Source organism: Bacillus sp. CGMCC 1.16607 (assembly GCF_042683745.1).
Taxonomy (GTDB): Bacteria; Bacillota; Bacilli; order Bacillales; family Cytobacillaceae; genus Pseudoneobacillus.
Genome location: NZ_JBHUJX010000012.1, coordinates 288886 through 301677 on the forward strand (window position 1 = coordinate 288886; position 12792 = coordinate 301677).

The window sequence follows — 12792 nt, forward strand, 5'->3', positions numbered from 1 at the left end:
AAGAATATAAAGTAATAAAAGTCTGAAAAATTGGAGAGTGGAAACATGATTCATGATATAAAGGAATATGTAAAATATTTAGATGGGATTCATAAACGAACGATGCAATATGTAAAAGCAATACCTAATGAACTCCTAGATTGGAAGCCTTCTGAAGATAAATTTTCTACAGGTGATTTATTACGACATATCGCCTCATCTCGGTTAATGTTTCTAGGTATATTTGAACATGGTTCGTGGACATACACAGGACATGATACTAGTAAGGGAGCTTCTCTTGAGGATATTTCAAATTATTTAGAGGCATGTCAGATTAAATTAACAGAGGGTCTATTAAAAGTTGACAACAATGCATTGACAAAAAAGGTTTTAACCCTTCATGGTCATGAAGTTAGTGTTTGGAGAATACTTATGGCAATTCCAGAACATGAAATCCATCATCGCGGACAAATCTCTAGTTATTTGCAAATAAACAAAATTGAACCTCCTCAAATTTTCGGATTAAAAATCGAGCAAGTTAAAACATTATGATTTTAAGAAAAAGCTTTGGACATCATCGTCTATCCAAAGCTTTATTTTATGTCTTGTTACACTATACTGCCCTTTAGTTCCATAAAAAAAGAGATCGCATTACACGATCCGGTTGTGCTACAAAAGATCCTAGTTAGTTGCATAAGGTTAACCTAATTTCCTCAATAGTACTCAATTTTAAACTTAAAAAAGGGCTAAATCCTCCTGAATCTAAGCTCCCTATAATTATGTAAATTAAAAAATCATAAATTCTTATATAATTTGACCAAAAGTCTTACCTAGTCAAAACATAATAAATAACGTAGAACCAACTAAAGATTCCGTGAATTATTGCCCAGAGAACTGATTTATGAATACTCCAAGATATTGTAATGGCTAAAGCAGAACCAAAAGTAATTGTACTTTTAGAACCAACTGGAACATTAAATCTTTTTTCTGCTTTCCTTTCTTTCATACCCCAACCCCCATTTTCTATGAACTTGCATCTCTTTTCTATATGTTAATGTCTATTCTTCATTGAAAAGGTTATTCCCTTAAACCATTAATATTCTGAAAATTGCATTTCCAACTAACATGTCCATTAGTTCCTAACAAAATAAATAGCGATCTGCAAGCGCAGATCGCTGTCTAAGTAAACTCATGCCTTCGTTAGTTAAATCAATCTTCAACTAAACTGCTTCTTTACTCCTGAAGGAATGAAAATAAGCCAAAAATAAACAAGTTAGTATAAAAACTTGTTTATTTTTGGTTTAATGAGATCCTGCTTATGAAGGATAGCTCTCCGTTAGTTACATAACGTTTATTTCTTTTTTGTGTCAAAACACTTCGTATCGATTATTAAAAACATAGTAAAATTGAAAAGCCAATTTTTAGGAATACCAAAAGCTTGATTGCTTCATATTTGTACATTTTCAGAAGGACCTTCTTAGAAGAGGTTCTCAGGAATTTTCAGCATTTCCTCTTTTGTTAAGGTTTCGCTAGATAGGAAATATTTCGTTTTTTTACCATCTCGTTCTTCAATCCAAGTAATACTTTTAGAATCACCATGATTAATATATACAGCTTCCGAATCTCTTACATTTATTTTAGTAACTTCAACCACTTTATCTAAATCAGGAAATTCCATTCCGTCTGCTTGCTGACCAAAGGTTAACCAAAGAGTGAAGTTTGAGTTATTATTTTTGTATTTAAACCACAATCCGGATACTTCATCAGTTACTGGCAGGTCTTTTATAACAATTGGGTTTCCAGTTCTTTTGGCTTCCTCCACCAATGACTCACTATCATATTCACCTATTCTATATGAAATGCTACCTTCACTAAATTGATACTCATTGATGGTTTCACGGGGCAGTTTAATATCTTCTCCTTTTCGCCAATCAGACTGATCCTTACGTAAAGGTAGATAGGTATATTCTTCAATCGTTTTAATCTTAATTTCATTTTCTATTAATTCTAAACTTGTTATAGAAACCGGTTTTTGGATTACTGTTGTTAAATTATAAGGTTTTCCTTCTGTTCTCATTACCCCAGGATTACTTTCTCTAATATAAACCGCTCTAACTTCTCCATTCTTGGTATTATTTCTTATTTCTTCAAGTTCTTTTTCAATATCTAGATCAGATGCAATTTGATCTGTTATCGGGTGATGTGTCTTAACCTCAGCTACTTCTTTTCCTTTATGGAAGAGCTTAATAATGGGCTCTGCATATTGAGCTGCGATTGGAGATACAGTAACACCTATTGAAAGACAAATCAAAGCGATTGCAAAAGTAACACCTAGCTTATACCTAACGACGGGCATTTTAAATCGACGGTTTATCTTTTTAGTCTCAATTTTTAAGAAAATATGTTCTTTGGCCTCATTTGTAAAAGGTACCAACTCGTCTAAAATCTTAGTGGTTTCCTTCAATTCCTTTTGAATATCCACAAAAACTCAACCCTTCCATATGATATAGTTTCTTCAATTTGTCTAAACCACGTCTTAATCGTGTATAAACTGTATTTTTAGATAAACCTAAAATTTCCATCACATCAGAAATGGGTTTGTCTTCTATGTAATGTAGGTAAATAGGAGCTCGATATTTTTCTGGGAGTGTTAGCACTAGATGGATTAATTCGTTTTGGCTACTTTTATTGATTACTAGTTCTTCGGTCGTTTGTTCGTAACTACGTGTAAATTGCTCAATAATAGACTTCTTAGCTCTTCTTAGCGTATTAACCCGAATATAATCTTTACAGTGGTTCACCGCAATTCGGTATAACCAGGTGGAATAACTTGAGCCACCAGAAAACTGATCTAGTTTTTGATAGCATTTTACGAATATATCTTGAGTTAAATCTTCTGTTTCATGGCTGTTTTTTACGTAAGTGTATACTAGACGGTTTATACTTTGCCCATACTGCTCCACTAGATCGGAAATAATTTTCTTTTTGATTAGCTCTTCTTCCATAGATGTTTCTACCTCCTTTCTAATTTCTCCATTACTTAGACGAATGAGATATTCGTTATTGTTCAAATTGTAAATAATTTTTCCTAAAGTCTTTTAATGGCATGAAGTGAACTCCCCATTTAGTTCAATAAGAAAAGCTACCTTCTGGCAGCCTGCTGTTAATATGTTAAGTACATTCTCTAAACAGTTAGCTTATTTCGATTTTGTGTTTATTTAAGGATATCACCTGATAGTTGAAGAAGAATTTTATAATCGCTATTTCCCAATTAGCATCTCATCAATTAATTTTATCAAAGTGTCGTTTTTGGAACTTAAGATTTTATATTTTTTCTCACTATGCATTTCATCTACAACAACATATCCTCTATTGTTTATAACAATTGAATAATTGTTCGAATTATGAACTATTAAAATATCAAACGCGTTTGATTGACTTTGGATGTTCATCTCACCATAAACCCTTCGATACTTGGTCATCTCTAACAAATTTATGAAATATTCCACTTCTTCTATAATTTCGATATTTTTAAACTCAGTATCTTTTTTTTCATCAAACCGCACTACGAAAGTTACCTTTTCTACATTTTCCAATTCAGGAAATACATTATTTGCACTTAAAGGACGAAAATAATATATTGCACCGATAATTGCTATGGTACAAAGAAGAATTATTAGGTTCTGTATATACTTTTTTTTCTTGGTCAATTTATCTCCCCTCTTTGATATCAAAGCCTAAGAATGCCTTTGACACGGGATTACCATTTATTACCAATAGGGTATCAGCAAGAAACCACTTTTACAACGATAATGTTTTGAAAAATAAAAAAGACCTAATCCCTCATTATTTTTAGTGAAGAATTAGGACATGGTTTTTAACAATAATGCCAGCGGAACAAAATAACATAATTCAATTTTTCTAATCTTATAGTTCACAAGCTTTATTCTCAATAAATAACAACTGTTCTAAGTCTTTAGTTTGAACACTTCTTAAAGAAATCATCTTGTTTATAACTCCTTTACTAACTAGATCGACCTAAAAATAGTTAATGATTATTTACTGACTAGCTAGTTAAAAATACTTTCCCTTTAGTTATTTTAGAAGTTTCAACAACATCAATAGCTTTTTTTACTTCCGACAAGTCATACTTAGAATCTACCTTCATCAAATGCAATTTTTTATCAGCAACTAATCTTATTATGTGATTAAAAATTTCTTGCCATTTATCTACCGAGACACTTTGATTCCAATTCCGCAAATGAAATATATTTGCATTCACCCTTGCCTCTTTTACAATATCTGCCCAGTTTACTTGTTTCCCTGATAAAAGACCGATGGTGATAAAGTTCCCATTAGGACGCACACTAAATGCCAAGTCGTTTCCGGATGAACCTCCAACGGAATCAATCGCAGCATTTGCACCCATTCCATTGGTTAATTCTATAACAGTTTCATAAAGCGAAGTTTTAGAGCTATCTATCACATAGGAAGCACCGAGATAAAGTAAATCTTCTGTATATTTATTATTTCTAGTCACTGCAATCAATCGAAAACCTAAAATCTTTGATAATTGTGCAAAAATATGCCCAATAGACGATCCACATGCGTTAACCAATAAAACATCATTTGGTTTTAATTTTAAAACTTCCGTACAAATCACCCACGCTGTAACGGGATTAATATACATTTGTGATGCTGTAAAATCATCAATAAAATTAGGAATAGGAACGGCAAATTCCGACGATGTCTTAACAAACTCTTGCCATGTACCTTCCCCACGCAAAGGTAACACACGTTTACCAATAAGATTTTTAGAAACGAAAGGACCTACTTCTTCTACAATACCTACTCCCTCATACCCAGGAATATTAGGTAAAGACATTCGGTGAGAATAAGAGCCACTGATCGGTATTAAGTCAGAGGGGTTGATAGGGCGAGCTAACATTCGAACAAGGACTTCATTTTCTTTTGCTGGTTCAATACTTTTAGACTCAACTTTTAAAACATCTTTAGCACTACCAAATTCATAGAATTTAATACATGTTGCATTCAAAATTATAAGTCTCCTCGAAATATATTAGATTTATTTCATTATATCACTGGAAAAGGCTTACTCCATTAAATAGCCCATTTCATAAAGAAAGACGCTTTCCTTTTTTCTGAAAAGCGCCATTTAATGGAGTAACTTCAATAAGTTCTTAACCCTTAAATCATTTAATTTATCTTAAATTTAATACATTCCGTTAGAATAAATACAATTTTTTACAAACACACTTACAAACATAAGCTATTCTTATCATTTGAGTTTGCTAAATCATTTGTTCCAATAGGCTTTTGCTTCTTCCTCAAGTACTTTTAACCTTTTGTAATAATCAGGAAATTCATTAAGATGAGCCAGTGCAATTTTCCCAGTAACAATAGGATCATCGTCTGTAACATTAGTTTGACTGAATATTTTTCCATGTTCAAGCTCAGTATTTACTCCCCTCCAAAACTCATCTAAATCAAACATACTTTTATTAAAATCAATGCCTAAAAGTAAAGCGATTGCTGCTGCTTCCTTTTTGGAAAAGGATTTAACTCTATTTGTTAAACGATTATTTGTATACCAGCTCTCAATTCCGGAATATGGATATAGGTGTTTCGAACCATAGTCATAACGGTTAATGAAGTGTCTCAAATACGGATTATTATTGTAGTACAAAACACATCGCTCCTAAAAAGGTAGTTATCATCAATATACTTTAGTTACCTAATTAATTAGCATGTCTTCAAAAGTTAAACGACTAGTGATTTCAACAAAAATACTACTTAGCTAGTTAAACTAACCTACACCTCTTGTATAACGTTAAAGAAATGCAAAAATAGCCATTTTGTTGCCCATTTCAAACAACTACCAGCTAGTGAAATAAATTTAAACTACAGGATAACTGCTTAAAACTGAAAATGAGTGTGCTACTTTTTTCGCAAAATTTAATGGAGGCTCAACAGATTGGATGTGGATGTACATGATTGAAGGCTCGGTATATAACCAGTGATTATGCAAGGCACTAACAATCAATCCTTGTTGGACAATCGAATACATAAAGCGGGGAATCTCATCTTCTAAAATCGCAATTTCAGCCAAGCATAACGCATTCCCGCTTTGATCCAATGCTTCAAAAGAGACCCCTGCTGGAACGACAGACCCGCTCAAGCGTCCTTGAACAATTACATTAAAATTGCGACGTAATGATACAGAACAAGAATCTTGGTTTATGGTGCTCTTTCCATAAAGAATTTTAGCAAATTGTTCACAAATAGAATGAAAGTTATTCATATAATTGAGCCTCCTTTTAATTCCCTAGTATATATTTAATGGAGGCATGGAATATGAAGAAATTCATGTATTTACGCTAAGTTCTATTCATATACCTGAACGGGTATTAAAAAAGATAAAAAAATAAAGTAAAGTATTAGGTTAGTTTTGATTCATCATAGCTATATTTACCGGTTCTACTATTTTCTTAATTCCATTAAATCAATTAGATAAGTTTATTCCAGTTTTTGGCCGACAAATTGAATAACATGTGCTAAGCCAGTATGCAATTCCCCCTCATGTCGTATAGCTTCACCCATGAAGAAATGAACAATTCGCCAATCCGAAAAGGTTTGTAGGAACTCTTCCGGAGAATAGAGAAAACTGATTTCCTTGGGTCCACCGCTTTTATAGGGAAGTTGATGGATCGAATATACTTCGGATACAAAATAGCCGCCAGGTTTTACTGCTCTTTTTACTCCTTCAAGTGTTTTATTACGTGTTTCCTTTGGAAAGTGTCCAAAAACACAAACAATTTCATCCCATTTCTCTGTTTCCCAGACAGCTTCGTTTAAATCGACAAGCATTGTTTGAACATTTACCCCTTTGATCTCGGCTAGCTTCTTCGTTTTTTGAAGCCCTGATTCGGCAAAATCCCAAGCAGTCACCCTCATTCCTTGCTCGGCTAAAAAAACGGCATTTCTGCCTTCCCCTTCGGCAATTGCCAAAGCATCTCCTGATAATCCAAGTTTTTTCTGCATTTCGGATATAAATACATTGGGATCTGTACCATAAAGATAATTCTCAGTTTGAAAGCGATTATTCCATTCGTTATTCATCATATACTCCCTTTAGTCATAATCGAAGAGGTGAAAAAGGGCTAACATAGCCCCTTTTCTTAAACTCGAAGCACGGTAAACTGTCCGCCTCCGAATATTGTCTTTACATAGTCTATCTTTACATGATTAAAATAAACCTGATCTCTTTCATTAACTAAAAAGCCAATTCCATCCTGTTCAGTCATTTCATCATTTTCTAAAGCTGACTCTTCCAGAGTCAGTCGGAGCTGAGGGCCCCCTCAGCCAATGCCCATTGAAAAGCGGATTAGCGGTTTTTTACCCTCATCGAAAACATCTTGAACTTCACTTTTAATGGCTGAAATTGCAGCATGTGTTACTTTGATCATTTTAGTACCTCCATTCTTATTTTTAGCATCTGCATCTATAGAATGATTATAATGCCCCTATGGGTATATGTTAAAGTATATGATCTAGCTTGTCAAAGCTTTTGCTTTGACAGTTTTACCTATAACCAATTGACCGTTAATAATACATGAATTTTACTATATTGCCGTCAACGGATTACTTTTTTTAATTTCTTGTATGGAAAGGTTCAAACTATAATTCCCATGATTGAGAAGTTCATTAAGTAAAAGATTCAATTGTTCTTGGGATTTAACCTTTATTTTTAAATGGTAACAACCTACTCCCGATACTCGGTGAGCTTCAACTACCTCATTTCGATCATTAATATAACGTATGAACGAATCATGGTTTGCTGTTTTCATATAAATTATGACGAAAGCTGTAAAGGTTAGCCCCAATTTCATTTCATCTACTAGTAGAGTGTAGGCTTTAATTACCCCACTTTCCTCAAGTTTTTTAACACGATTTCCGACTGCTTGTCCTGTCATATGAATTTGTTCACCTAAGTCTTTCCATTGTATACGTGAATTTTCTGATAGTAACTGAAGGATTTGAAAATCAATATTATCAAGTTCCATAATTAATTCCTTTCACCATGAAATGCTTTGAACTAAAAGTGTTTCATCAAAGTATCGATAGAAGTCATTATATTTAATATCATCATACTTGTAATAAAAATTTTTTAATGAGGTGGATAAAATGAGAACAGCTTTAATCATTGTCGATATACAAAACGATTATTTTCCAAATGGAAAGTTCGAGTTAAGCAATCCTGATAAAGCAGCCGCTAATGCCGCTAAAGTTCTTGATTGGTTCAGACAAAATAACAAAGATAATATTTTTCATGTTCAGCATATTGCAAGTAGCCCAGAAATAGGGTTCTTTCTTCCAAATACAGTTGGAGCTGAACTACATGAAACGGTTCTACCATTAGAACACGAAAACATTATCGTTAAAAATTTCCCTAACAGTTTTTTGAAGACTGAATTAGAAAGCAAACTAAGAGAGAAAAGTGTAACCAAGGTTGTGGTTGTAGGTATGATGACGCATATGTGTATTGATGCAACAGTAAGGGCTGCAGTTGATCTTGGCTTTGAAACTACACTTATTGAAGATGCATGTGCGACAAGGGACTTATCTTATCAAGAAAGAACAGTCCCAGCTGAACAAGTTCATTATGCGTTTGTTAGTGCTCTTAATGGCATGTATGCCAATGTCATTTCGACCGAGGATTTCTTAAAACAGAACTAACATAAACTTGAATAGTAAAAATTAAATATCAATGGGAGTTGTTCATAAAATAGCTCCCATTTTTACAGATGATAAACTGATTTTAATCTTTATACGTTATATCTTCTGTTCTTGAAAACTATTTGTCAAACATTAATAGATTATTAATTCCATTAACAAGCGCATGAAACGCAATCTCGTCCAGATCCTCAATAATAATTGAGCTCCCTTTTGTTTATTTGTTAATCATTTCCTCAACATAATATTGTATTTGGGAACCCCAGATAGTTATGTATGTCATTTTATCAAAAAATACCCTTAATCCAATAAAAATCATTAAAACATCACCTATTTTCTTTATTATGCTGAATGTTTTATGATAAATTTTTGTTTTACTGATGAAAGAGTGTAATTATGTAGAAATCAAAAAATAAGGTAGTTGACAGCCAAGCACACCCTCCCCACCCAGACATAATCTAATAATAAATGTCTGGAGGTTATCAAGATGAAAAAGGAGCAAGCTTCTACGTCCTCAAGATCATCTTGGCGCATTTGGGAAATCATCGGGATTCTATTAGTCTTTGGTTCTTTAATTCTCCTTTTATTTGCCCCTAATTCCTTATCCAGGTTGTTTGATACCATTATTAAAGAAGTTAAACCGATTGTGGTGGATATCTTTTTAACGAGTGAAGTGGGGATTGCCATTATTGTTAGTGTGATTGTAGGACGGCTATTGGAACGGCTAGGATTTACGGATGGGTTGATTCGACTGTTTGTACCGATTATGAAGTTGTTTAGAATTAATCCTTCGGTGATCATTCCGAGTGTCTATAATATTCTAGGGGATATAAATGCCGCTGGAAAAATTGCGGGACCGATTCTAGTGAAAGCCAATGCTACGAAAGCGGAACAGAAAATTGCTATCGCTACGATGATTCAGTCCCCCCAATCATTTGCGACATTTGTCCTTGGACTCATTGCTTTATCTGCCTTTCACATCAATGCCTTCCCGCTTGTGATAATCGCCATTTTTCTTCCGATCATTGTCGTTCCATTCCTTCTTTCCCGAACCATCTATCGTGACACAAAGAAAGTTGAGCTTGAAGAATTACCGCGGTTTACTCCGACTACTTCATTTATGCAGACCATTTTTTCATCGGCAAAAGAAGGAGCTGAGCTTCTCTTTTTAATCATCATACCCGCTGTAGCTGCCGTTTTCTTTTTCATCGGGGCTTTAAAATTTGTGGGGGTGTGGAGCTTTATTGAATCCAACTTATCATCAGTGCTTACGTTCTTAAGTATTGAACCTGGAACGGGGATTGTTTCTATACTTGCTGCCCCTACCTTAGCCGTTGCTCAGCTGACTGAACTCGCCAACTCCATTGATCCTCGCTTAATCGTTGGATCGTTCGTACTAGCTAATTCCGGCTTACCACTGTCAGTTATTTTCGGGCAAGTGCCTGTGACTTGGGCCGAATCCTCAAGCCTGAATGAACGTGAAGCATTGGTGGCAGCAGTGATTGGGATGGTGATTCGAATAATTACGGCTTGTGCTCTAGGCTATTGGTTAACTCCATTTTTAGTGTGATCTATCATGAAATATATCATTCGAGGAAAAAAACTAGTCACAGTGAGTCAGTTGGGATCCATCGAAAATGGAGCAATGTTAATTGAGAATGAAAAAATAGCTGCGGTTGGGACTTTGGAAATGTTACAAAAGCAATATCCGGCTGTCGAGGTATTCGATTACTCCGAATTTGTCATCACACCATCGTTGGTCGATTGCCACACCCATTTACTTGAATTTGCACCGACCTCCCTTTATCCTGTAACATCCCAAACCCACTTCCTAGCTGGGAAAGCAATCCTTTTTCAAGCCCTAACCTCTGGGATCACGGCATTGGGCGAGCAAATCTGCGGTCACCCGCTATGTGATTTTTCCATCGAAGACTATCGAGAATCCGTTGCCGATTTTCCAATGGATATATCCTTTGCGACAACGAGTATTTCCATTGGTTTTGAGAAGTTAGCCCATTTTACCTCGATTACCCAGTCGCAAGCGCTTGCACAAAACGATTTAAAGGAAGTCTACTTAATTGAAAAAATGGCCCTGCACAGCGATTACCCTGGGGAAAATATTTTTATCAATGCGACACCAGCCAATTTTACAAAAGAAACCGTGCCTCGAGCTGGAGAAATCATCTTTACGCTTGAGGAATTAAAGAAGATTGTTCACATTTTTCATCAACAAGGCAAGGAAATTGGCTGCCATGTTGCTGGTGAGGAAGGAATTGAATTCGCGCTGGTCGCTGGATTTAATGTATTGCACCATGCCCACGGTATCACGGATATTCAGATCGAAAAAGCGGCGGAAAAGGGAGTAAAGATTGTGGCCACTCCGATGGGTGGTACTCACTTAAGACCAAACTCACCTGAAGAAATCGTTCGGCTCGTTAAGAAAAACATTCCCGTTTCGATCTCAACCGATTCGTATTTGCCGCCCTACCCTAATGTTCCCTGGTTACCATTTCGTAACCAATCATTAAAGGGTCCTGATGTTCTCATGCAAATTGCCCAGCCTGCTATGGAACTATTAAAAAGTGAAATAGACGAAAATGACATTCTCGCTTTACTGACTGCCAACCCAGCCCAAATTTTAGGGAAAGAGCATCAGTTTGGGAGACTTCTTCCAGGACTTGAGGCTAATTTTATCGTAACCGAAGGGATTCCAGGACTGGAGATAACTGAAGTGGAAAGGATAAATAAAGTGTTTTATAGAGGGGTAAAAGTGATTGATCGATTAGTTTAGGTACTTAAACCACCCTTTCCGTCAAAAAGTTTGAAGGAAAGGGTGGTTCTCAGTTATTATGAGGACTTTTCAGTGCCCTCAGTTTGTTGTACTCGAATAACGGAATGTAATCTTCAAGAAGATGGTATTTATTTCGATAACCGGAAGAAGCATAGGAACAGTCAGAGATCAGTGAAAAGTAGAGGTTTTTTCCAACTCAGATCTTTTTCTTCAAAATTTTTATCTGTCTTCAAATAAAATTTTTATAAAATTCTTACCCGTATACATACAAAATCTAATTAATAGGAATTGGGCTGCTTAAATTTTCGTGGTCAGAATTTTGTGCGACTAAAAAAAACTTACCGCCTTTAATGTTTAATCCGTTAAACCGTATGATTGATGCATCACCCCGTTCATTTGATGTAAAAGCTTCCATAGGATATTCTTTTGGTTTATCCTCTTCAGTTTGGATATGAAAATAAATATCCTCACTTGTGCTTTGTGATAAATCGTAGTAGATGGCTGTTGAAATAGGAGTTGTAACTACTTTATTAATTGTAACGATTTCTCCGTTGTTTAAAGTAATGGTTTTATTCAATTCAAATACTTTTTTCTCAGCTAGCAAATTAACCTGAGTTACTGTTTCATCAAAAGACCAAGGCTGTTCAATTATTTGTTCATCTTCTAAATGATACCTTATGGTACCATAGCTAATGTCAATATCTACTTCTTTTGTATTAATCTCTTCACTTAAAACAACATCACTGTATATTGTATACATGGATTCATTTAATTTGATAGCTTCCCCGCCTGTTGTTACCGTATATTCTTTTCCATTCACTTTTACAGTCGGTTTAATAAAAGTTTGATAATCAAACTTTACTCCCTCTACTGGCTCAAATGTTGCACTAAATAAGATTTTTTTGTGATCAATCATCACTTCATTTAATGTAAATTTTCCAAGTGAGTTTTCTTTCGTTTCTCCAATGGCCGTCTTATAAGATGCATAGTCGGGAGTATCAATTTGATTGATATATTTTTCAATAGGTTCACTAACAAACAGCATATTGGCAATTGTTCCTTTATCAATGGTTAATGCTAAACTAAGCGTGCAAGTTGCAACCACTGCAGCACCTACGCCCAACCATTTTTTCTTTTGTTTTTTAGGTTGGATTTTGTTTCGTACTTTCTTTAAAATCCGTTTTTGTTCATACTCTGATAGAGGAAGATCATTAAATTCGCTTAAATCTAACTTTACATCATTCAAATCGTTAAAAATGGACATCTCT

14 protein-coding genes are annotated in these 12792 nt (G+C 34.8%); 4 read left to right on the forward strand and 10 right to left on the reverse strand.

From position 1 onward, the window contains the following. The first annotated feature begins 45 nt into the window (after positions 1-45). On the forward strand, positions 46-531 hold the full coding sequence (locus tag ACFSO7_RS08665) for a DinB family protein (protein WP_377876904.1): 486 nt from the start codon (positions 46-48) through the stop codon (positions 529-531). A 274-nt stretch (positions 532-805) separates the two neighbouring features. On the opposite strand, the gene ACFSO7_RS08670 is transcribed toward ACFSO7_RS08665, so the two are convergent. The 9 genes from ACFSO7_RS08670 to ACFSO7_RS08710 form a co-directional block, all read right to left on the reverse strand. Then, positions 806-985 (reverse strand): hypothetical protein, encoded by a 180-nt coding sequence (locus ACFSO7_RS08670; protein WP_377876905.1) that lies wholly within the window; start codon positions 983-985, stop codon positions 806-808. Positions 986-1456: 471 nt separating this feature from the next. Continuing rightward, entirely contained in the window at positions 1457-2461 is a 1005-nt protein-coding gene (locus tag ACFSO7_RS08675; RefSeq protein ID WP_377876906.1) for a hypothetical protein, read from the reverse strand. Then, positions 2427-2984 (reverse strand): sigma-70 family RNA polymerase sigma factor, encoded by a 558-nt coding sequence (locus tag ACFSO7_RS08680; RefSeq protein ID WP_377876907.1) that lies wholly within the window; start codon positions 2982-2984, stop codon positions 2427-2429. Before ACFSO7_RS08680 ends, ACFSO7_RS08675 begins: the two co-directional genes overlap by 35 nt. Before the next feature lie 255 nt (positions 2985-3239). Further along, positions 3240-3689 carry a hypothetical protein gene (locus ACFSO7_RS08685; protein ID WP_377876908.1) on the reverse strand — a complete coding sequence of 150 codons (450 nt, stop codon included), beginning with the start codon at positions 3687-3689 and terminating at the stop codon, positions 3240-3242. A 356-nt stretch (positions 3690-4045) separates the two neighbouring features. Next, the gene (locus ACFSO7_RS08690) at positions 4046-5038 is read right to left on the reverse strand and encodes a zinc-dependent alcohol dehydrogenase family protein (RefSeq protein ID WP_377876973.1); all 993 of its coding nucleotides are present in this window, start codon (positions 5036-5038) and stop codon (positions 4046-4048) included. A gap of 258 nt (positions 5039-5296) precedes the next feature. After that, complete coding sequence (locus ACFSO7_RS08695) at positions 5297-5686, reverse strand: DUF5661 family protein (RefSeq protein WP_377876909.1); 390 nt, start codon at positions 5684-5686, stop codon at positions 5297-5299. A 210-nt stretch (positions 5687-5896) separates the two neighbouring features. After that, the gene (locus ACFSO7_RS08700) at positions 5897-6301 is read right to left on the reverse strand and encodes a DUF1259 domain-containing protein (RefSeq protein ID WP_377876910.1); all 405 of its coding nucleotides are present in this window, start codon (positions 6299-6301) and stop codon (positions 5897-5899) included. A 215-nt stretch (positions 6302-6516) separates the two neighbouring features. After that, positions 6517-7119 (reverse strand): class I SAM-dependent methyltransferase, encoded by a 603-nt coding sequence (locus tag ACFSO7_RS08705; RefSeq protein WP_377876911.1) that lies wholly within the window; start codon positions 7117-7119, stop codon positions 6517-6519. A gap of 503 nt (positions 7120-7622) precedes the next feature. Then, the gene (locus ACFSO7_RS08710) at positions 7623-8063 is read right to left on the reverse strand and encodes an Lrp/AsnC family transcriptional regulator (protein ID WP_377876912.1); all 441 of its coding nucleotides are present in this window, start codon (positions 8061-8063) and stop codon (positions 7623-7625) included. Positions 8064-8184: 121 nt separating this feature from the next. Between ACFSO7_RS08710 and ACFSO7_RS08715 the strand changes: the two genes are divergently transcribed. The 3 genes from ACFSO7_RS08715 to ACFSO7_RS08725 all read left to right on the forward strand — a co-directional run bounded on the left by ACFSO7_RS08715 (position 8185) and on the right by ACFSO7_RS08725 (position 11524). Further along, positions 8185-8736 carry a cysteine hydrolase family protein gene (locus ACFSO7_RS08715; RefSeq protein ID WP_377876913.1) on the forward strand — a complete coding sequence of 184 codons (552 nt, stop codon included), beginning with the start codon at positions 8185-8187 and terminating at the stop codon, positions 8734-8736. 484 nt (positions 8737-9220) lie between these two features. Continuing rightward, complete coding sequence (locus ACFSO7_RS08720) at positions 9221-10303, forward strand: hypothetical protein (RefSeq protein ID WP_377876914.1); 1083 nt, start codon at positions 9221-9223, stop codon at positions 10301-10303. 6 nt (positions 10304-10309) lie between these two features. Next, positions 10310-11524 carry an amidohydrolase family protein gene (locus tag ACFSO7_RS08725; RefSeq protein ID WP_377876915.1) on the forward strand — a complete coding sequence of 405 codons (1215 nt, stop codon included), beginning with the start codon at positions 10310-10312 and terminating at the stop codon, positions 11522-11524. 274 nt (positions 11525-11798) lie between these two features. Here the strand turns inward: ACFSO7_RS08725 and ACFSO7_RS08730 are convergent, their stop codons facing one another. Continuing rightward, positions 11799-12788, reverse strand: a complete 990-nt coding sequence (locus ACFSO7_RS08730; protein ID WP_377876916.1) for a DUF4179 domain-containing protein — start codon at positions 12786-12788, stop codon at positions 11799-11801. Positions 12789-12792 lie beyond the last annotated feature (4 nt).

Excerpts from the sequence above, each read along its gene's own strand:
- ACFSO7_RS08665 (WP_377876904.1), top strand. The coding sequence starts at position 46 with ATGATTCATGATATAAAGGAATATGTAAAATATTTAGATGGGATTCAT.
- ACFSO7_RS08670 (WP_377876905.1), bottom strand. The coding sequence starts at position 985 with ATGAAAGAAAGGAAAGCAGAAAAAAGATTTAATGTTCCAGTTGGTTCT.
- ACFSO7_RS08680 (WP_377876907.1), bottom strand. The coding sequence starts at position 2,984 with ATGGAAGAAGAGCTAATCAAAAAGAAAATTATTTCCGATCTAGTGGAG.
- ACFSO7_RS08700 (WP_377876910.1), bottom strand. The coding sequence starts at position 6,301 with ATGAATAACTTTCATTCTATTTGTGAACAATTTGCTAAAATTCTTTAT.
- ACFSO7_RS08705 (WP_377876911.1), bottom strand. The coding sequence starts at position 7,119 with ATGAATAACGAATGGAATAATCGCTTTCAAACTGAGAATTATCTTTAT.
- ACFSO7_RS08710 (WP_377876912.1), bottom strand. The coding sequence starts at position 8,063 with ATGGAACTTGATAATATTGATTTTCAAATCCTTCAGTTACTATCAGAA.
- ACFSO7_RS08715 (WP_377876913.1), top strand. The coding sequence starts at position 8,185 with ATGAGAACAGCTTTAATCATTGTCGATATACAAAACGATTATTTTCCA.
- ACFSO7_RS08720 (WP_377876914.1), top strand. The coding sequence starts at position 9,221 with ATGAAAAAGGAGCAAGCTTCTACGTCCTCAAGATCATCTTGGCGCATT.
- ACFSO7_RS08725 (WP_377876915.1), top strand. The coding sequence starts at position 10,310 with ATGAAATATATCATTCGAGGAAAAAAACTAGTCACAGTGAGTCAGTTG.
- ACFSO7_RS08730 (WP_377876916.1), bottom strand. The coding sequence starts at position 12,788 with ATGTCCATTTTTAACGATTTGAATGATGTAAAGTTAGATTTAAGCGAA.